This window comes from Pigmentiphaga sp., from assembly GCF_033795525.1.
Lineage (GTDB): Bacteria > Pseudomonadota > Gammaproteobacteria > Burkholderiales > Burkholderiaceae_B > Pigmentiphaga.
Genome location: NZ_JARYGM010000014.1, coordinates 1 through 19,924, shown reverse-complemented (window position 1 = coordinate 19,924; position 19,924 = coordinate 1). Strand labels below are relative to the sequence as shown.

The window sequence follows — 19,924 nt, the reverse complement described above, 5'->3', positions numbered from 1 at the left end:
GCTAGTTCGCGGCGTCGAAATACCCGGAACGGCCGAACATCCGCGCCGTATCCCGGGCCGACGGCGTACCGAGGTCCGGGTCTGCACCGCCGTCGAGCAAGGCGCGCACCACATCATCGCTGCCCTTGAACACCGCGCCCGCCAATGGGCTCTGGCCGCGGTCGTTCACCCGGTTGGGGTCGGCCCCGTGTTCCAGTAGTTTTCTGACTGTTTCCACATGGCCGTGGTAGGCGGCCAGCATTACCAAGCTGTCACCCTTGTGATTGGTGAGGTCCGGCGGGGCGCCCGCCTGCAAGTAGGCCACCAGCATATCGGTCTTTCCTTCCCGCGCGAGGTCGAAAAGCTTGCCGGCAAGGGCCTGGACGGAGTCGCTGGGCTGGTAGGAATCGGTTGGGCTCATGATCGGGCTCCGCGTGGGAAAGAGAGAGGCGAAGAAGGACATCGTTACAAATGCCCGCTACGCGCTGTCGTACGCATGACGCATTGTGGCATGCATATTGCCCTTGTCGCTGCAAGGGATACAACTCCTTGGAATTGCCCGCGCAGGACGTGTACATCTTACCCACAGCGGTAATTTTTATCGGCGAGTATTAACCACTCTCCTACCTCCAGTACACGACCCGGGAGGATGCGCCAGGGTTCCCCGGGGATGTAAGCCCTTGACCCCTTTTACCGAGCGACCCGTCGGGGAGCGCCATTTCCCGGAGAAAAATCTTGCTGCCGAGAGTCATGCTAGTAACGTCAGAAGCCTTGCCACTTGCGAAGACCGGGGGTTTGGGGGACGCAGTGAGCGGGCTCACGCGCGCCTTGCGCGACGCGCACGTGGATGCGACTATTTTCATGCCTGCCTACGAGAGCGCGATGGATGCCGCATGCGATCTTGTCCAGGTAGCGGAACTGCCCGGGCTGATCGGAGGCGACGCCACCGTGTGGGCCGGATGGGTGGCCGATAGCGAAATACCCGTTTTGCTTTTGCGCAACGACGATTTGTATATGCGTCCTGGTAATCCTTATCTCGATGAGCGGGGAAAGGAGTTTCCCGACAACGGAATACGCTTTGCGGCGCTCGCGCAGGCGACAAAGCGGATTTCGGTGGCCGACACGCCGATACGGGTGCCGCACGTGGTGCATGCGCACGACTGGCATGCGGCCCTGGCGCCTCTGTACTTGCACGCCGCAGGCGCCAAGCGGCCCAAGACGGTGCTGACCATCCACAACCTGGCCTTCCAGGGATTGTTTCCGATGAGGCTGGCCGACGACCTCGGCATTCCTCATGCCTATCGCGGCAGCGATGGCGCCGAGTTCTGGGGCAACCTGAGTTTCATGAAGGCCGGCCTGCGCTATGCGGACCGGCTCACCACGGTCAGCGCAAGTTATGCGCGCGAGATCCTGACGCCCCAGTTCGGCCATGGCCTGGATGGCGTCCTGCGCGAGCGCGCGCACGAGTTGCATGCCATTCCCAACGGTATCGATACGGAAGTCTGGGATCCCGGCAGCGATCCTTTTCTTCCCGAGCATTTCACGGTGCTCGACATGCGCGGGAAGGTGCGCAACAAGCTCGAAATGCAGCGGGCCTTTGGTTTGCCGACCGATCCCGAGGCACCCTTGCTGGCGATGGGCAGCCGCCTGACCTCGCAAAAAATGGCGGACTTGGCGGTGGAGGTATTCCCCTCGCTGCTGGCGGCCCATCCTCGGTTGCAGATCGCCGTACTGGGCTGCGGCGAGCCTGCGATCGAAGAGTCGATGCGGGCGTTGGCCAGGCGCCATCCGCGCCATGTCGGCGTCCACATCGGCTACGACGAAGCCCGCGGCCATCTGCTCCATGCGGGCGCAGACATGTTGCTGCACGGCAGCCGGTTCGAGCCCTTCGGCCTGACGCCGATTTATTCCATGCGGTATGGAACTGTGCCGATTGCTTCCCGCGTGGGGGGATTGGCCGATAGCATCGTAGGCTTGCCGGCCGACCCGGAAGCGGAGGTGGGCACCGCCACCGGCATTCTCTTCGATGGCGACACCACGGCCGATATGCTGGCCGCGGTCGAGCGTGCACTGGAGACGTTCGCGCAACCGCAGCGATGGTCCGCCATGCAGAAAAACGGCATGACGACCCATTTCGGCTGGGAAGCCTCCGCGGCGCAGTACGTCGAGTTGTACCGCATGCTTGCGCCGGTCGCTCCGGTGGGAGCGCCCATGGTTGCCCCGAGGCCCGAGGCGGCCAGCGCTCCAGTGGCCGCGACCATGCGGAAACGGGCCTGATGGCGGCGGGCAGGCAGAATCCGCTCCGGATCTACCAGGCGCGCGCGGCTGTCCTGGGCCCCGTGCTCGGCGAGGAAGGAAAGCTCGCCGGGCCGTGGCGCGCCGTGCTGGAAACCGCGTCCAGCCTGGGGTTCGGACAGATATTGGTGGAAGGCCGCAGCCTCGGGCGCGAGCGGGGCGCCTGCGCGGCGCTCACGCGCGCCGCGGCCCGGCGGCGCCTGGGACTCTACGTCGACTGGGCCCTGCATGCCGGCCGAGGTGCGCGCCCGGCCAACGTCGGCGAGGGCGGCGTGATCGACCCTCGCCTGCTTCGCTGCGACGAGCAAGAAGAAACCGACGCCGGTCAAGACGAGGACTGGGCCACGTCCGCGCTGCAATGGCGCGAGCAAGGTGTCCGCGGCGTGTTGTTGCGCGGCCTGCGCGATGTACCGGCGCAGGCGCTGCGCGAACGGATCGCGCCCCTTGCAGCGGGCGAGCAGGGGCTGGACTTTCTTGCGTGGACCCCCGGCTTGTCCAGGGAAGCCGTGCGTGCGCTCCGCGACGTCGGCTTCTCCCATGTTTTTTCGTCGCTGGCCTGGTGGGATTTCCGCAGTGCGTGGTTCATGGACGAGCGCCACGCCTTGGACGAAGTCGGGGGCGTGCTTTCGTTCCCGGTGGACCCGTATGGGCCCGGCGCCGCGGGTGTCGGCGTGCCGGGCGCGGAAGTGCGCCGGCGCGCCGCGGTGCGGGCGTTGTGGGCGGCTGCTTCGTGCGGCGCCGGCTGGCTCGTGCCCCTGGGCTTCGAGCGGTACGGCCTGGACGGCGCGCCCCACGATCAGCTCGATCTCGCCGCCGAAATCCGTGCCGCCAATCGCTGGCTGGCCGGCGTACCGGTTTCCGACGTAGAACTGTCCCCGCTGGGCGGCACCGATGCGGCAATCTCGATGCTGGTGCGCCGGGCCATGGGGCCCCGCGGCAGCCGGACGCATTTGCTGCTTTTCAATCCCGACGTGGCGGCAGAGGCGGACGTCGATTGGCCCGCGCTCCAGTCTCGGCTGCCGGATGGCATACAGCGGCCGGTTCGAGCCCGCGAGGACGCCAGGTTGCCGGCCTTGCGCTCGCACGTACCCGCCCGGCTCGACCCGGGCGCGGTGGTGATCGTGGAACTGGGGCCGGCGCCGCCTGTGTTAGGTGGTCCGCCCCGCCGCCGCTCCTTGACGGCGGCCATGGCGGCGCCGCGGGTCGCGATCGAGGCGGTCGCCCCGGCCATCGAGCATGGCCGTTTCGCCATCAAGCGCACTCCAGGCGAAGCGCTGCGCGTGCAGGCCGACATCTTCATGGATGGCCACGACAAGCTGGCAGCCGATTTGCTGTGGCGCGCGGCCGACGAGGAAGAGTGGACGCGGGTCTCGATGAGGCATCTCGGCAACGACCGCTGGGAAGCCGTGTGCCGCCCCGAGCGTATAGGCATGGGTTTCTACGCGGTGGAAGCCTGGCGCGATACGTTTGCAACCTTCCTCGACGAGTTGCGCAAGAAGACCGATGCCGGCGTGGACGTCGCGGTGGAAGTGGAGGAGGTCAGGTCGTGGGTGGCGCAGGTCCTCGAGGCCTGCGGTCCGCATGCCGATGAGGACGTGCGCATATCGGCCGCCGAGGCAGCGCAACGACTGGCGGATCTGTCTACCGCCGCTTGCCTGGAGTGGATCCGGTCGCAAGAAGCCGCCACGCTGATGCGAGCGCTGGACCCGCGTGAGTTTGCCTCGCGCTCGCCGGAGTTCCCCGTGCGGGTGGAGCGGCGGCGCGCCCGGTATTCCAGCTGGTACGAACTTTTTCCCCGATCCCAGAGCGGCGATTCCGGTCGGCATGGGACCTTCGCCGACGTCGGCGCCCGGTTGCCGGCCATCCGGGACATGGGGTTCGACGTACTGTATTTCCCGCCCATTCATCCCATCGGCCGCAAGAACCGGAAGGGGCGCAACAACAGCCTCATAGCCGGTCCCGGCGATCCAGGCAGTCCCTATGCCATCGGCTCTCACGAGGGCGGCCATGATGCCATCCATCCCGAACTGGGCACGCTCGACGATTTTCGCTGGCTCGTGCGGGAGGCCGCCCGGCATGGGCTCGAGATCGCGCTCGATTTTGCCATCCAGTGCTCGCCCGACCATCCCTGGCTGTCCCAGCATCCGGACTGGTTCGCGTGGCGGGCGGACGGCTCGCTGCGCTATGCGGAGAATCCGCCCAAGAAGTACGAGGACATCGTCAACGTCGATTTCTATGCCCGGGGCCGCGGCGGGCGCGATGCCGCGCCGGGACTATGGCTGGCCTTGCTCGACGTAGTGTTGTTCTGGGTTGCCGAGGGTGTGCGGATCTTCCGCGTCGATAATCCCCATACCAAACCGCTTCCTTTCTGGGAATGGCTGATCTCCCAGGTCCACGCCCGCCATCCCGACGCGGTATTCCTCTCCGAAGCCTTTACGCGGCCCAAGATGATGTACCGGCTCGCCAAACTCGGCTTCTCGCAGTCCTACACGTATTTCACCTGGCGCGACACCAAATGGGAACTGACGGACTATCTCAACGAGATTTCGCGGCCGCCGGTATCGGACTTTTTCCGGCCCAATTTTTTCGTCAATACTCCCGACATCAACCCGCGCTACCTGCAGACATCAGGGCGCCCGGGCTTCCTGATCCGTGCCGCGCTGGCGGCGACCATGTCCGGGTCCTGGGGCATGTACAACGGATTCGAGTTGTGCGAGGGCACGCCCGTTCCGGGCAAAGAGGAATATCTGGATTCGGAAAAGTACGAAATCCGGGCCTGGGACTGGACGCGGCCGGGCAATATCGTGGCCGAAATCAGCATGCTCAACCGCATCCGCCGCGACAATCCCGCCTTGCACACCCATACAGGCATCGGTTTCCTGAACACCGATAACGACAGTGTGATCGCCTACACCAAGGCAACGCCGGAGCGCGACAACGTGGTGCTCGTGGTGGTGAATCTGGATCCCCACGCCGGCCAGGGCGCCCATGTCGAGTTGCCGCTTTGGGAGTTCGGGCTGCCGGACGACGGCACGCTGCATGCCGAGGATCTCTTGCGGGGATACCGCTTCGATTGGCATGGCAAGACCCAGTACGTACGGCTCGAACCCCACGGCCCCTATGGGATATGGCGGATTTCCCGGCGGTTCTAGGGATCCATCGCTAGCGAGGACGCATGAACAGCAAGCGCGAGACATCGGTGAATGCCGTCAACCGCGGTGATCCGCTCTGGTACAAGGATGCGGTGATCTACCAGCTGCACGTGAAGTCGTTCTTCGATGCCAACAACGACGGCATCGGCGATTTTGCCGGCTTGCTCGCCAAGCTCGATTACATTGCCGAGCTGGGTGTCGATACCATCTGGCTGCTGCCGTTCTATCCGTCGCCGCGTCGTGACGACGGCTATGACATCGCCGAGTATCGTGGCGTGCATCCCGACTACGGCGAGCTGACCGACGTGCGCCGCTTCATTAATGCGGCGCATGAACGCGGCATGCGCGTCATCACCGAGCTGGTGGTGAACCATACGTCGGACCAGCACCCTTGGTTCCAGCGCGCGCGCCATGCCAAGCCCGGGTCTGCTGCCCGCAATTTCTACGTCTGGTCGGACAACGATCAGGCGTATGCAGGCACGCGCATCATCTTTCTCGATACCGAGAAATCGAACTGGACCTGGGATCCCGTGGCGGGCGCCTATTTCTGGCATCGCTTCTATTCGCACCAGCCCGACCTCAACTACGACAATCCCCGGGTGCTCAAGGCCATCCTGAGCGTCATGCATTTCTGGCTGGATCTGGGAGTGGACGGGCTCAGGCTGGATGCAGTGCCCTATCTGGTGGAACGCGAGGGAACCAACAACGAGAACCTGCCTGAGACGCACGCGATACTGCGGCGCATCCGGCAGGACCTGGACGCTTCCTACGACGACCGCATGCTGCTGGCCGAGGCCAACCAGTGGCCCGAGGATGCACAGGAGTATTTCGGGCAAGGCGACGAATGCCACATGTCGTTCCACTTCCCGCTGATGCCGCGCATGTACATGGCGATCGCCCGGGAAGACCGCTTTCCCATTACCGACATCATGCACCAGACGCCGGATATTCCGTCCAATTGCCAATGGGCCATATTCCTGCGCAACCATGATGAATTGACGCTCGAGATGGTGACCAGCAGCGAGCGGGATTATCTGTGGGAGGTCTACGCGGCGGACCGGCGGGCGCGACTCAACCTCGGGATACGCCGGCGCCTGGCGCCACTGATGGAGCGCGACCGGCGGCGCATCGAATTGATGAACAGCCTGTTGCTGACCATGCCGGGTACCCCCGTCATCTACTACGGCGACGAGATCGGCATGGGCGACAACGTGCACCTTGGCGATCGCGACGGCGTGCGTACACCCATGCAGTGGTCGCCAGACCGGAACGGCGGTTTTTCCCGCGCCGATCCCGAACGGCTGGTGTTGCCGCCGCTGATGGGTAACTTGTACGGCTATGAGGCCGTCAACGTCGAGGCCCAGGCGGGCGATGCCCATTCGCTCCTGAACTGGACGCGGCGCATGCTGGCCAAGCGGCGGCAGTATCGGGTGTTCGGCCGCGGCACCTTGCGCTTTCTGTATCCCGGCAACCGAAAAATCCTCGCCTACCTGAGGGAGTACGAAGAGACCACGATCCTGTGCGTGGCCAATCTGTCGCACACGCCGCAGGCGGTCGAGCTGGATTTGGCGGAGTTCGATGGACGGGTGCCGGTCGAGCTCATGGGCGGTACCTCTTTCCCGGCCATCGGGCGTCTGACTTATTTGTTGACCCTTCCGCCTTACGGTTTCTATTGGTTCGAACTGAGCACGACCGCGACGCCTCCGACCTGGCACCTGGCGACCGCAGATCAGCTGCGCGAGTTCCGGACCCTCGTGCTGAGAGGCAAGGTCGGTTACGACCTGATGGCAGAGTCGCGCCGCACGCTCGAACAGGTGGTCCTGCCGGAGTATTTGTCGCTGCGGCGCTGGTTCGCTTCGAAGAATGAGCGCATTTTGTCAGGGCACGTCGTCTACGGCGTGCGGCTGCCGGCCGCCGACGAGCTGTACCTGGCGGAGATCGAGGCCAATCTGGGCGAGCGGCGCGAGCGCTATGTCGTGCCGCTCGGCCTGATCTGGGAAGAGACATTGCCTCCCCTGCAGCAACAGCTCGCGCTGGCCCGCGTGCGGCGGGGTCCGCTGGTGGGCATGGTGACCGATGCCTTCAGCCTGCAGAGCTTCGCCGTGGCGGTATTCGACAGCCTGAAGAGCGGACTCGAACTGGAGTCGCGCAACGCCTCCGATGGCGGCGGTGCGGCGCGGATACGGTTCCTCCCCGAGCCTGGCCTGGACGCAGTGACCGTCACTGCCGAGACGCCCATCCAGTGGCTGTCGGCCGAGCAATCCAACAGCTCGCTGGTGCTGGCGAACGAAGCGGTGCTCAAGATCGTACGGCGGGTGACGGCGGGTGTTCATCCCGAGGGCGAGATGACGCGCTACCTGACCCGGCTGGGGTTCCGCAATACGGCGGCGCTGCTGGGTGAAGTGGTACGCGTGGACGAGGACGGTACGCCCCATACGCTGATGCTGGTCCAGCAATACGTGGGCAACCAGGGCGACGCCTGGAACTGGACGCTGGAGTACTTGCGCCGCACGTTGGACGACGCGACGTTCACCGACGAAAGCGCCGAGGACTACGGGCAGGAACTGCGCGGCTACGCGGCGTTTGCCGCGGCCATGGGCAAGCGGCTGGGCGAGCTGCACGCAGCGCTTGCCGTGCCCAGCGACGACCCCGCTTTTTCCCCCGTCGAGGCACACGACCAGGATGTAGCGCGCTGGGTCGAGGATGCCCGCCAGAGCATGGACCGGGCGATGGCCATCCTCGCGGACGGGCGGGATTGGGGCGATGCCGCCGCCGACGTCTCCATGCTGCTGGACAACCGCCATGTGCTGGCCGCTGCGCTCGCCAGGCTGGGGCAGGGAGTGAAGCGCGCGCGCTTGACGCGCGTGCACGGCGACTTCCACCTCGGCCAGGTGCTGGTCGCCCAGAACGACGCGTACATCATCGATTTCGAGGGCGAGCCGGCTCGTACGATGGAGGAGCGGCGGCGCAAGAGCAATCCGATCCGGGATGTGGCGGGCCTGCTGCGCTCGTTCGACTATGCCGCGGCGGTCGCGCGTGATATGGGTACGGCGGCTGCCGGAGCCAGTCCGATCGCGGGGCCGTCGATCGATACCGTCGCCCAGCGCCGCGATGTACTGCTCGAGCGGTTCCGTTCGGAAGCGTCGCATGCCTTTCTCGACGCCTATCGCGAAGTGGCGGCCGTCGCACCGCATGCCTGGGTCGACATGGAAGAGGCTGAAGCGTTGCTGCTGCTGTTCCTGGTCGAGAAGGCTGCCTACGAGATCAGTTACGAAGCCGCCAACCGGCCCAACTGGATAAGTGTGCCGGTGCGCGGATTGGCGTCGCTGGCCGCTCGAATCGAACCGTCGATCCGGAGAGAAGAAGACCCGTCGATCCGGAGGGAAGAAGACTTTGATGAGCACGGACAGCAATCTTGACGGCGGGGTGGCGGCCGCCGATATCGACGCCCTCGTGGCGGGCCGGCATGCGGATCCCTTTGCCGTGCTAGGGCCGCACAACGAGGGCGATACGGTTTGCATACGGGCTTTCCTGCCCGGCGCACTGCACGTGGAGGCCGTTTCGGATGCCGGCGCGGTGCTGCCGCTCGCGCACGTCCGGGAAGGCTTGTTCCAGGGGTGTGCCGAGGCGGGTTTCCTGGCTCGGCGCACCGGTTACCGCCTGCGCATCCAATGGCCGGGGGCGGTCCAGGAAACCGAGGATCCTTATGCGTTCGGCGTCATCCTCGGCGAAGACGATCTGGCCTTGATCGCTCAGGGCGCCCACGAGGCGGTGGATGACTGCCTCGGCGCCCACTGCACCGAAATCGACGGCGTGCCCGGAGTACGCTTCGCCGTGTGGGCACCCAACGCCAAGCGCGTGTCGGTGGTGGGTAATTTCAACGCATGGGACGGCCGCCGCCATCCTATGCGGCTGCGCTATGCCGCCGGGGTCTGGGAGCTGTTCGTGCCCCGGCTCTCTCATGGCGAGGCCTACAAGTACGAACTGATCGGGGTGGACGGCAGCGTGCTGGCGCAGAAGGCCGACCCATATGCCCGGCAGGCGGAGCACGCGCCGGGCTCGGCCTCCATCGTGGCTGATCCCGCTCCGTTTTCCTGGACCGACCAGGCTTGGATGGGGGAGCGGGCAGCGCGCCACGCGCCGGCGGCTCCCATCTCGGTCTACGAAGTACACGCCGGTTCGTGGTTGCGGGGCGAAAGCGGCCAGACCTGCGGGTGGCACGAGTTAGCCGACCGGCTGATTCCGTATGTGCGTGAGATGGGATTTACCCATATCGAACTGATGCCCGTCATGGAGCACCCGTTCGGCGGGTCGTGGGGATATCAGCCGCTGGGGCTGTTTGCCCCGACCTCGCGCTATGGGTCGCCTCGCGATTTCGCTGCTTTCGTCGACCGGTGCCATGGCGCCGGGGTAGGGGTGATCCTGGACTGGGTGCCGGCGCATTTTCCTACCGATCCTTACGGCCTCGCCCGCTTCGACGGCACGGCGCTCTACGAGTACCAGGATCCGCGGGAAGGCTTCCACCAGGATTGGAATACCTATATCTACAACCTGGGCCGAAATGAAGTCCGTAACTTCATCTGGGCTAGCGGGCTGGCGCTATTGAAGCGCTATCACGTGGACGGGCTGCGTGTGGATGCCGTGGCGTCCATGCTGTATCGGGACTACAGCCGCCGCGAAGGAGAGTGGATACCGAATTTCTACGGTGGACGCGAAAACCTGGAGGCGATCTCCTTCTTGCGGGAGTTGAATGAACGGGTGCGCCGGCAGGTGCCCGATGCGATCATGATTGCCGAGGAATCCACGGCATGGCCTGGTGTGACGGCGCCGGTGGAGGCCGGGGGCCTCGGGTTCCACTACAAGTGGAACATGGGCTGGATGCACGACACCTTGCGCTACATGCACAGGGACCCCTTGTACCGCCAGTATCACCACAACGACATGACCTTCGGGATGGTGTATGCCTATTCCGAAAAATTCATGCTGCCGCTCTCGCACGACGAGGTGGTGCACGGCAAGGGATCGTTGATCGCCAAGATGCCGGGAGACCGGTGGCAGCGGTTCGCCAACCTCCGGGCCTATTTCGGTTTCATGTGGGGCCATCCCGGCAAGAAACTCCTGTTCATGGGCGGTGAGATCGCGCAGGAGCGGGAGTGGGACCACGATGGACAACTGGCCTGGGATGCGCTTTCCGACCCGCTCCACGCCGGAGTGCAGCGCCTGGTGCGCGACCTGAACCGGGCCTATGTTTCGCTGCCGGCGCTGCACCGGCTCGATGCCGACCCGGCTGGGTTCCGCTGGATCGTGGGAGACGACGATCGCAACTGTGTCTTTGCCTACTTGCGCACAGACGGCGAGCGCCACGTGCTGGTGGTCTGCAATATGACGCCCGTGGTGCGCAGCGGATACCGGGTCGGGGTTCCGGGCGGTGGACGTTGGCGGGAGGTCCTCAATAGCGACGCGTCCGATTACGGAGGCTCGGGCGTGGGCAACGGCGGGGCTATCGATGCCCAGGATCAGGGTGCCCATGGGTTTCCGCATTCGCTCTCCTTGACGCTGCCGCCGTTGGCAACCTTGTTGCTCGAACCCCTGGCGTAGCGCCATGCGAACCGTCGCCGATCGATTGTTGCCCGGCCGGCCTTTCCCGCTCGGCGCTCATTGTGACGGGATGGGCGTGAACTTCGCGGTCTTTTCCGCCCATGCCTCCAGGATCGATCTTTGCCTGTTCGATGAATCGGGACGCAAGGAGCTCCTGCGCATGCCCATGCCCGAGTGCACCAACGAGGTCTGGCACGGGTACTTGCCCCAGGCTGGGCCAGGACTGGTCTATGGCTATCGGGCCTTCGGCGCCTACGAACCCCAGCATGGCCATCGCTTCAATCCCCATAAACTCTTGCTGGATCCCTATGCCCGCAAACTCGTGGGGTCGTTGCGGTGGACCGACGCGCTGAACGGCTATCGCGGAGAAGGGCGCGGCATGGACCGCCGCGACAGCGCCGCGGCCATGCCCAAGTGCGTGGTCGTCGACGATGCCTTCGATTGGCACGGCGACCAGCGGCCCGAATGGCCCTGGGGCCAGACCTTGATCTACGAGGCCCACGTGCGCGGACTCTCCATGCTGCGCGAGGATCTGCGGCCCATCGAGCGCGGCACCTTCCAGGCTTTGCGAGACCCGAAACTCATCGATCATCTGCTGTCGCTGGGTGTGACTTCCGTCGAGTTGCTCCCCATTCACGCGCACGTGAACGACCGCTTCCTGGTCGAACGAGGCCTGCGCAATTACTGGGGCTACAGCACGCTGTCTTTTTTTTCTCCCGAGGCGACCTATCTTTCGCGCAACAGCCTGGACGAAATCCGGGTGGCCGTGCGCAATCTGCATGCGGCCGGCATCGAAGTCATTCTGGACGTGGTCTACAACCATACGTGCGAAGGCAGCGAAACCGGCCCCACGCTGTGCTGGCGCGGCCTGGACAATGCCAGCTACTACCGCTTGATTCCTGGAGACGAGCGCCACTACATCAACGATACCGGCTGCGGCAACACGCTCAACCTTTCGCATCCGCGGGTGCTGCAGATGGTCATGGATTCATTGCGCTACTGGGCCGAGGCATTCCATGTGGACGGGTTCCGTTTCGACCTGGGCGTGACGCTGGGGCGGGAGGCGACAGGGTTCGATCCGGGGGCTGGATTCTTTGATGCCTTGCTGCAGGACCCCTTGCTGTCCCGGCTGAAGCTGATCTCGGAACCCTGGGATATCGGTCCGGGCGGCTACCACGTCGGTCACCATCCACCAGGCTTTGCCGAGTGGAATGACCGCTTTCGCGACGGCGTGCGCCGGTTCTGGCGCGGCGACGAGGGCATGCGGCCCGATCTCGCGACACGGCTGTGCGGGTCGGGCGATTTGTTCAACCGGCGCCATCGCAAGACATGGGCATCGGTGAATTTCGTGACCTCGCACGACGGCTTTACGTTGGCGGACTTGGTCAGCTATGCGGAAAAGCACAACGATGCGAATGGCGAGGAAGGGCGCGACGGCCATAACGGCAACTACAGCAGCAACTGGGGCGTCGAAGGGCCGACGGACGACCCTTCCATCCTGGCGACACGCGAGGCGGTCGCCCGCGCCATGCTGACCACACTGTTCTGTTCCCATGGCACGCCCATGCTGCTCGGCGGCGACGAATTCGGCCGGACCCAGCTCGGCAACAACAATGCCTATTGCCAGGACAACGAGATCTCCTGGTTCGACTGGCAGCTTGCCGAATCGGATGGCGGGCGGACGCGGGCGGCCTTTGTTTCGCGCCTTGCCGCGCTGCGCCACGATTACGCTTCGCTACGCAGCGAGCGTTTCATGGTCAACAACCACTACGTTGCCGAGGGCCTGCCCGAGATCGCCTGGTTCGACGAGCATGGGGAGCCCATCTGGGACGACGCCTGGAACGATCCTCAGCGGCGCACCCTGGCGCTGCGCCGCGCCGTCAGGCAGCACGACGAAATCGAAGCCACGTTGTTCATGGTCAATGGTAATGGACATGCAGTGGTGTTTGCCTTGCCGCCATCGGCCATGGCGTGGCGCATATTGATAGACAGCGCCCGGCCCGAGCAGCCGGAAACCGGGCTGGACCAACCGTCGATCGAGCTCCTGCCACGCAGCGCGGTACTGCTCGGATGCAGGACGAACACACCATGAATACAGCACTTCCCACGCGTTTACCGCTCGCGGCCTCCGGGGGCGTGCTTTTCATCTCGGGATGGCCTAGCAATGAAAAAGACGCTTCTTGCCGATAGATTCGGCGCCAAGTTGCTCGGCGCCGACCGAACGCGTTTCAGGCTATGGGCGCCCGGTCAGCGGGCGATGTCGGTGGAGCTGGAGCCTGGCCGTCCCCAGGCAGCAGTCGTTCCCATGCAGGCGAAACGCGACGGGTGGTTCGAGGCCGAGGCGCGCTGCGGCGCGGGAACGCGCTACCGGTACCGGCTCGAGGACGGATCGTCGATCCCCGACCCGGCATCTCGCATGCAGGATGGCGACGTGCATGATGCCAGCGTGGTGGTGGACCCCGCCGCCTACCGCTGGCGGCACGCGCGTTGGCGCGGCCGCCCCTGGAGCGAGACGGTGATTTATGAACTGCACGCCGGCCTGCTGGGCGGCTTCCAGGGTGTACGCAGCCATTTGCCTCGCCTTGCCGAGCTGGGCGTGACGGCGATCGAACTGATGCCTATCGCCGATTTCCCCGGACCCAGGAATTGGGGCTATGACGGGGTGCTTCCCTATGCGCCGGATCGTGCGTACGGCACGCCCGAGGATCTCAAGGCGTTGATCGATGACGCACATGGCTTGGGCCTGATGGTGTTCCTGGACGTGGTCTACAACCATTTCGGTCCCGATGGAAATTACCTTCATGCCTACGCGCCATCCTTTTTTCGGGAAGACGTGCAGACGCCGTGGGGACCGGCCATCGACTTCCGGCGCAAGCCGGTGCGTGAATTCTTTACCGGCAATGCCGTCTACTGGTTGCAGGAATACCGTTTCGACGGACTGCGCTTCGACGCGGTGCATGCGATCGCCGAGCAGGACTGGCTCGAAGAAATGGCCAACGTCGTGCGCCTATCCACGGACCGGCAGCGGCACGTGCACCTGGTGATCGAACACGACGGCAACGCCGTCTCGCTGCTCGAGCACGAATTCGACGCCCAGTGGAATGACGACGGGCATCACGTGTTGCATCGCTTGCTTACCGGCGAAAACCAGGGCTATTACCGCGACTACGACGACCAGCCCGCCCGGCAGCTGGCGCGCTGCCTGGCCGAGGGATTCGTTTACCAGGGCGAGCCTTCTCCGCATCGGGAGGGCAAGCCGCGCGGCAAGCCTTCGGCGCATTTGCCGCCGACGAGCTTCGTCCTGTTCCTGCAGAACCATGACCAGATCGGCAATCGCGCGCTGGGCGAGCGCCTTCAGACCTTGGTCCGCCAGCAGGGCCGGACGCAGGCCCTCAAGGCCGCGGTTGCGCTGCTTCTGCTGGCGCCGCAGATTCCGTTGATCTTCATGGGCGAAGAATACGGCGCCGAAACGCCGTTCTTGTACTTCACCAGCCATGGTCCCGAGCTGGCTGAGGCGGTGAGGGAAGGCCGCCGCAAGGAGTTCGCCAGTTTTGCAGAATTCGCGGATGCCGGGGCGGCGATTCCGGATCCGAACGACGCTGCGACCTTCGAAGCCTCTCGCCGGGATATCTTCGAGGCGCGGGATGAGTGGCCCGCTTATTACCAGGCACTGTTGAGCTGCCGTCGTGATGTCTTGGTGCCTCATCTCGACTCGGCGCGGGCACTGGGGGCGGAGGCGGTCGGGCCGGAGGCCGTGAAAGCGCGGTGGAGCCTGGGCGATGGGCGGGCATGGGCAATTTATGCCAACTTCGACAATGCCCCCGTGGCGGTCGATCCGCCCCCCGCCGCGGCCACGCTGCTTTTCGAAAGCAGCCCGGAGGCGGCACGGAGCTTGCGACAGGGCACCCTTGCGCCCGCATGCACGGTCGCCTGGATGGAGGCAGAAACGCCATGAGCTCGCCCGATAACGATCTCGAACAACTGGCCCACGCGGCCGGCATAGCGGTGCATTGGAAAGACGCCATGGGCCGGGATCACGCGGTGGCGCCGGACGTCCTGCGGACCATTCTTACCGAGTTCGGCATCCAGGCCGATACCCCGGCCCAGATCTCGGCCAGCCTGGCCTTCCTGATGCAGCTCGAGGCGCGCGAGCCGGCCGCGCTGAGGACAGCCGTACAGAGCGAGCCCATCGAGGTGCCGATGCCCGGCACTGCGCAACAGGCCGCTTATCACGTCCAGTTCGAGGACGGTGGCAGCTACGACGGCGTAGCGCGGCGCAATGAGTCGGGGCACCTGGTGCTGTCCGGCATCGACAGGCCGGGATACCATACGCTGCAGCTCGAGGGCGCGAGCTGCACGCTGGCCGTGGCGCCGCGCCGCAGCTTCGGCGTGGCCGACGCCATGCACCGCGAACAGGGACGCATATGGGCGCTGGGCGCGCAACTCTACAGCCTGCGGCGTGGCCAGGGTGCGGTTGCCGCGCCTGGGTGCGCCGGTTTCGGCGATTTCACCGCCTTGCAGCAACTGGCCCGGGAGGCGGCCGCGCGCGGGGCGGCCGCCGTGGCGATCAGCCCGGTACATGCGTCGTTCAGCGCCGACCCGGCGCGCTACAGTCCCTATGCGCCATCGAGCCGCTTATTCCTGAATGCCCTGTACATCGATCCCGAGACCGTGTTCGGAGAGCAGGCATGGGCGGCGGTATCGGCCAAGGGACTGGGCGGAGAACTGGCGCGGCTCGCCGGGCTGGACTTGGTCGATTGGCCGGCAGCCGGCCAGGCCAAGTTGACGGTATTGCGCGCGCTGTTCGACGACTTTCCGAGCAATGTCGAGCCGCGTGTCTACCAGGAGTTCTTGGCATTCGAGCGCCGGGGCGGCCAGCCGCTGGAGGCTCACGCACGCTTCGAGGCCATCCATGCCTGGCGTGTCGCCGAAACCGGCGACAAGACCGGATGGCGGCACTGGCCGGCGGCGTTCCGTTCGCCGGCCAGCCCGGAGGTCGAAAGGTTTGCGCTTCACCATGCGCAGGAAGTGCGGTTCCATTCCTTTCTCCAATGGCTGGCGACACGTGGCTTGGCGGGTGCCCAGGGCGCGGCCCGCGCGGCGGGTATGCCCATAGGCCTGATTTCCGACTTGGCAGTCGGTAGCGATCCCGACGGCAGCCACGCGTGGATGCGCCAGGAAGAGGTGCTGGCAAGGCTGTCGCCGGGGGCGCCGCCGGACGTCTTCAACCCCAAGGGCCAGGCCTGGGGATTGGCCGCCTTTTCCCCCCGGGCGCTGCGGTCCAATGGCTATCGCGCGTTTATCGAAGTCCTGCGCGCGAGCCTGGCTCACGCCGGCGGCGTACGTATCGACCATGCCCTGGGGCTGTCCAGGATGTGGCTGGTGCCCGAAGGCGCGTCACCCGCTGAAGGTGCGTATGTGCGTTACCCCTTCCGTGACATGATGCGCCTCATCGCCCTGGAGTCGTGGCGTTCGCGCGCCATCGTCATCGGCGAAAATCTCGGCACGGTCCCCGAAGGTTTCAATGCCGAGATCGCGCAGGCAGGCATGCTGGGCATGGATGTACTGTGGTTCACCAGGGAAGGGGGATGGCCGGGGGCGCCATTTCGGCAACCGGGCGAATGGTCTACGCATGCACTGGCCACGACGACGACGCACGACTTGCCCACCGTGGCGGGATGGTGGCGGGGCACGGACATTCAATGGCGCGAGAAGTTGGGTTTGCTGGCGGACGGCAGCGGCGAGCCGCCGCCCATGGCCGCGCGCGAGCAGGACCGCGCGCGATTGTGGGAGGACCTGGTCCGCGCCGGCGCCCAGCCCGAGCCGGGGCCGGTGCCGCAAGATCCGCCGGTGAAGGCGATACTGCGCTTCGTCTCCGATACGCCTGCCCCGCTGGCCGTTGTGCCGCTGGAGGACATGCTGGGCCTGGACGAGCAACCCAACCTGCCGGGCACGATCGACAGCCACCCCAACTGGCGGCGCCGCATGCCGGTGTCGGTGGAGTCCCTGTTCGCGCAAGAAGAAGTAGCGGAACGGGCCGCCGAATTGTCACGCACCCGGGGAATCGCATGAGCGCCCGCGTCGCCCCCGCGGCTACCGCCCGCCCGCCCGAGGTGGCGCCGGGCGTGCCCCGGGCTACGGTGCGCCTGCAGTTCCATGCCGGTTTCACCTTCGACGATGCCGCCGGGCAAGTGGAGTATTTCCACGGCCTCGGTATCAGTCATGTGTATGCCTCGCCTATTACGCGGGCACGCCCGGGCTCCATGCACGGGTATGACACGGTGGACTACGGTACCGTCAACCCAGAACTCGGAGGAGAAGAGGGTCTGCGCCGGCTGGTAGCCCGGCTGCGGGCGCACGGCATGGGACTGATCGTCGACATCGTTCCCAACCACATGGGTGTCGGCCCGGACAACGCGTGGTGGTGGAGCGTTCTGAAGCTGGGGCACGCCAGCCCCTATGCGGAATACTTCGACATCGACTGGGACCCCGCCGATACGGCACTGTGCGGCAAGGTCCTGGCGCCTTTCCTGGGCGACCAGTACGGCCAGGTGCTGGTGGACGGGCAGCTGTCCTTGCAGCGCGACGAGCGTACGGGCGATTCCGTCATCGCCTATTTCGATGCATGTTTTCCGGTGGCCCCCGAATTCGAGGCCGAGATCGCTGCCCAGCCTCCCGGATCGTATGACGCGTCGCAGCCTGAAGGAAGGGTGCGTCTTCATGCATTGCTGGAGCGTCAGCACTATCGCCTTGCATGGTGGCGCAGTGCAGCGGAAGAAATCAATTGGCGGCGGTTCTTCGAAGTCAGCGACTTGATCGGGGTGCGCGTCGAGCGTGAGGACACGCGCGAGGCCATCCATCAACTGCTATTCCGCCTGTATGCCGAAGGGCTGGTCGACGGTGTGCGGGTGGACCATATCGACGGGCTGGCCGATCCGGAAGGATACTGCCGCTACCTGAGGGAGAGTCTCGTCGCGCTCAACCCCCGGCGGCCCGAGGCCTGCCCGCGCGATGTGCCGTACATCGTGGTTGAAAAGATACTCGCGGCCGAAGAACATCTTCCGGCTGCGTGGCGGGTGCACGGCACCACCGGCTACGACTTCATGAACGAGGTCGGTGCCTTGTTGCACCACCCGGGCGGGGAGCCGCCGCTGACTGCCCAATGGCAGTCCGTGTCGGGCGAGTCCCGCGGTTTTCGGTCGCTGGTGCTCGAGGTCCGGCGCAAGCTCATCGCGCAGAACTTCGGCGGCGAATTCGACGCGCTGGTCCGCGTGCTCCATCGTATCGCCCGTGCCGATCTCCTGAGCCGCGACTGGGGCTTGCCCGCTATCCGGCGCGTGCTCGCCGAGCTGCTGGTGCATTTTCCGGTTTACCGGACCTATGCAGGCGGCGAAACGCCCCAGGCCGCCGACGAAGTCTTCATGCGGATCGCCTGCAAGGGCGCGCGGCACGTCCTGCGGCGGGCCGATTACCGGTTGCTCGACCTGCTGGCCCAATGGCTGGGGCATGCCCCCGACGCAACCATTACGCCGGCAGTGCGGACGTGGCGCCGGGAAGCGATCCGGCGGTTCCAGCAGTTGACGGCACCGCTGGCCGCCAAGTCGGTGGAAGACACGGGCTTCTATCGCTATGGGCGCCTGCTGTCTCGCAACGAGGTGGGCGCCGATCCCGGCACGTTCTCGCTCGGCATCGACGATTTCCACCGCAAGGTTCTGGCCCGCGCCGCGCGTTCCCCCGATTCGATGCTGGCTACCGCGACCCATGACCACAAGCGTGGCGAAGACGTCCGCGCCCGGCTTGCCGTATTGAGTGAACTCGACCGGGAATGGCTGCGCCAGGTGGAAGTCTGGATGCGCCGCCACGAGGTGTTCAAGGCCAGGGAAGGGCCACGGCCGGCTGCCGCCGATGAGTACATGCTGTATCAGATGATCTTTGGGGCGTGGCCCCTGGACCTGTTCATCGATGACGAGGCCGGCATCGCGGCGCTGGCCGAGCGGATTGCGGAATGGCAGACCAAGTCGCTGCGGGAGGCCAAGCTGCGCTCGAGTTGGGTCACGCCGGCCGACGAGTACGAGCGCGCATGCAACGACTTTCTGCGCGCGGTGCTCGATACCCGGCGCAATGGCCGGACGCTGCTCGAGCTGTCGGCCTTCGTGGCCCGCGCCGGCGCTGCGGGCGCGCTGAATAGCCTGGTGCAGGCGCTGCTGCGCCTGACCACGCCTGGCGTGCCGGATCTGTATCAAGGCACTGAATTCTGGGACTTCAGCCTGGTCGACCCGGATAACCGGCGGCCGGTGGACTACGCGCGGCGGCGGGAGGCCTTGCAGTGCGATGCCGACAACGCCTCGCTGATCGCCCGCTGGCGCGACGGATGCATCAAGTTCGAGTCGATCCGCAGGGTCCTGGCGCTGCGCCGGCGCGACCCGGAACTGTTCCGCCGCGGCGACTACTTGCCCTTGGCGGCCAGCGGCGATGCCGCCGAATCCGTGCTGGCCTTTGCCCGCCGCTACCAGGATCGTGTCGCGCTGGTGGTGGTGCCGCACTGCGCAGCCGGACTGGTACTGGCCGCGGCCGGCCCCGCGCCGGTGCCTCACGTGCCGCCTGCGGCATGGGGCGACACGGTGGTCGAAACCGCAGGCGTGGTGGCGCCGGCGGGGATGCTGCGCAATGTGCTGGGCGGCCCGGATTGCGGCATCGAAGGCGGCACGATACGCGTAGCCGACCTCCTGCGCGAGTTCCCGGTCGCCCTGATGGTTGCCTGACACCCTTTCTCCCTCATCCTAGGCTGTTGGCGCGAGGCTACCCACTCTCCGGGCGCAGCCTCTAACAGGCCGTTGAAAAAGTGGGCATCGAACGCATCAGGGACGCTGTTTTCGAAGAAACGAGTGGCCCAGACGCGT

General features: G+C 65.6%; 9 protein-coding genes. 8 read left to right on the top strand and 1 reads right to left on the bottom strand.

Annotation, left to right across the window (positions count from 1 at the left end):
* Position 1: 1 nt before the first annotated feature.
* Positions 2–400, bottom strand: coding sequence for an ankyrin repeat domain-containing protein (locus QHC78_RS19635; RefSeq protein ID WP_319747600.1), 399 nt, complete (start codon positions 398–400; stop codon positions 2–4).
* Positions 401–729: 329 nt separating this feature from the next.
* On the opposite strand from QHC78_RS19635, the gene glgA reads away from it, so the two are divergent.
* From glgA to treY, 8 genes are all read left to right on the top strand, one after another.
* Positions 730–2,256, top strand: coding sequence for a glycogen synthase GlgA (glgA, locus tag QHC78_RS19630; protein ID WP_319747598.1), 1,527 nt, complete (start codon positions 730–732; stop codon positions 2,254–2,256).
* Complete coding sequence (locus QHC78_RS19625; RefSeq protein WP_319747596.1) at positions 2,256–5,426, top strand: alpha-1,4-glucan--maltose-1-phosphate maltosyltransferase; 3,171 nt, start codon at positions 2,256–2,258, stop codon at positions 5,424–5,426. The genes glgA and QHC78_RS19625 overlap by 1 nt, the downstream gene beginning before the upstream one ends.
* Positions 5,427–5,449: 23 nt before the next feature.
* Positions 5,450–8,845 (top strand): maltose alpha-D-glucosyltransferase, encoded by a 3,396-nt coding sequence (gene treS / locus QHC78_RS19620; RefSeq protein ID WP_319747594.1) that lies wholly within the window; start codon positions 5,450–5,452, stop codon positions 8,843–8,845.
* On the top strand, positions 8,823–11,024 hold the full coding sequence (gene glgB / locus QHC78_RS19615) for a 1,4-alpha-glucan branching protein GlgB (RefSeq protein WP_319747592.1): 2,202 nt from the start codon (positions 8,823–8,825) through the stop codon (positions 11,022–11,024). Before treS ends, glgB begins: the two co-directional genes overlap by 23 nt.
* A gap of 4 nt (positions 11,025–11,028) precedes the next feature.
* The gene (gene glgX, locus QHC78_RS19610) at positions 11,029–13,116 is read left to right on the top strand and encodes a glycogen debranching protein GlgX (RefSeq protein WP_319747590.1); all 2,088 of its coding nucleotides are present in this window, start codon (positions 11,029–11,031) and stop codon (positions 13,114–13,116) included.
* Positions 13,117–13,188: 72 nt separating this feature from the next.
* Complete coding sequence (gene treZ / locus QHC78_RS19605; RefSeq protein WP_319747588.1) at positions 13,189–14,979, top strand: malto-oligosyltrehalose trehalohydrolase; 1,791 nt, start codon at positions 13,189–13,191, stop codon at positions 14,977–14,979.
* Positions 14,976–17,096 carry a 4-alpha-glucanotransferase gene (gene malQ / locus QHC78_RS19600; RefSeq protein WP_319747586.1) on the top strand — a complete coding sequence of 707 codons (2,121 nt, stop codon included), beginning with the start codon at positions 14,976–14,978 and terminating at the stop codon, positions 17,094–17,096. The genes treZ and malQ overlap by 4 nt, the downstream gene beginning before the upstream one ends.
* Positions 17,093–19,786, top strand: a complete 2,694-nt coding sequence (treY, locus tag QHC78_RS19595) for a malto-oligosyltrehalose synthase (RefSeq protein ID WP_319747584.1) — start codon at positions 17,093–17,095, stop codon at positions 19,784–19,786. Before malQ ends, treY begins: the two co-directional genes overlap by 4 nt.
* Positions 19,787–19,924: the final 138 nt, after the last annotated feature.

Coding starts and splice junctions, on each gene's coding strand:
- treZ (WP_319747588.1), top strand. CDS start 13,189: ATGAAAAAGACGCTTCTTGCCGATAGATTCGGCGCCAAGTTGCTCGGC.
- malQ (WP_319747586.1), top strand. CDS start 14,976: ATGAGCTCGCCCGATAACGATCTCGAACAACTGGCCCACGCGGCCGGC.
- glgX (WP_319747590.1), top strand. CDS start 11,029: ATGCGAACCGTCGCCGATCGATTGTTGCCCGGCCGGCCTTTCCCGCTC.
- treY (WP_319747584.1), top strand. CDS start 17,093: ATGAGCGCCCGCGTCGCCCCCGCGGCTACCGCCCGCCCGCCCGAGGTG.
- glgA (WP_319747598.1), top strand. CDS start 730: ATGCTAGTAACGTCAGAAGCCTTGCCACTTGCGAAGACCGGGGGTTTG.
- treS (WP_319747594.1), top strand. CDS start 5,450: ATGAACAGCAAGCGCGAGACATCGGTGAATGCCGTCAACCGCGGTGAT.
- glgB (WP_319747592.1), top strand. CDS start 8,823: ATGAGCACGGACAGCAATCTTGACGGCGGGGTGGCGGCCGCCGATATC.
- QHC78_RS19625 (WP_319747596.1), top strand. CDS start 2,256: ATGGCGGCGGGCAGGCAGAATCCGCTCCGGATCTACCAGGCGCGCGCG.
- QHC78_RS19635 (WP_319747600.1), bottom strand. CDS start 400: ATGAGCCCAACCGATTCCTACCAGCCCAGCGACTCCGTCCAGGCCCTT.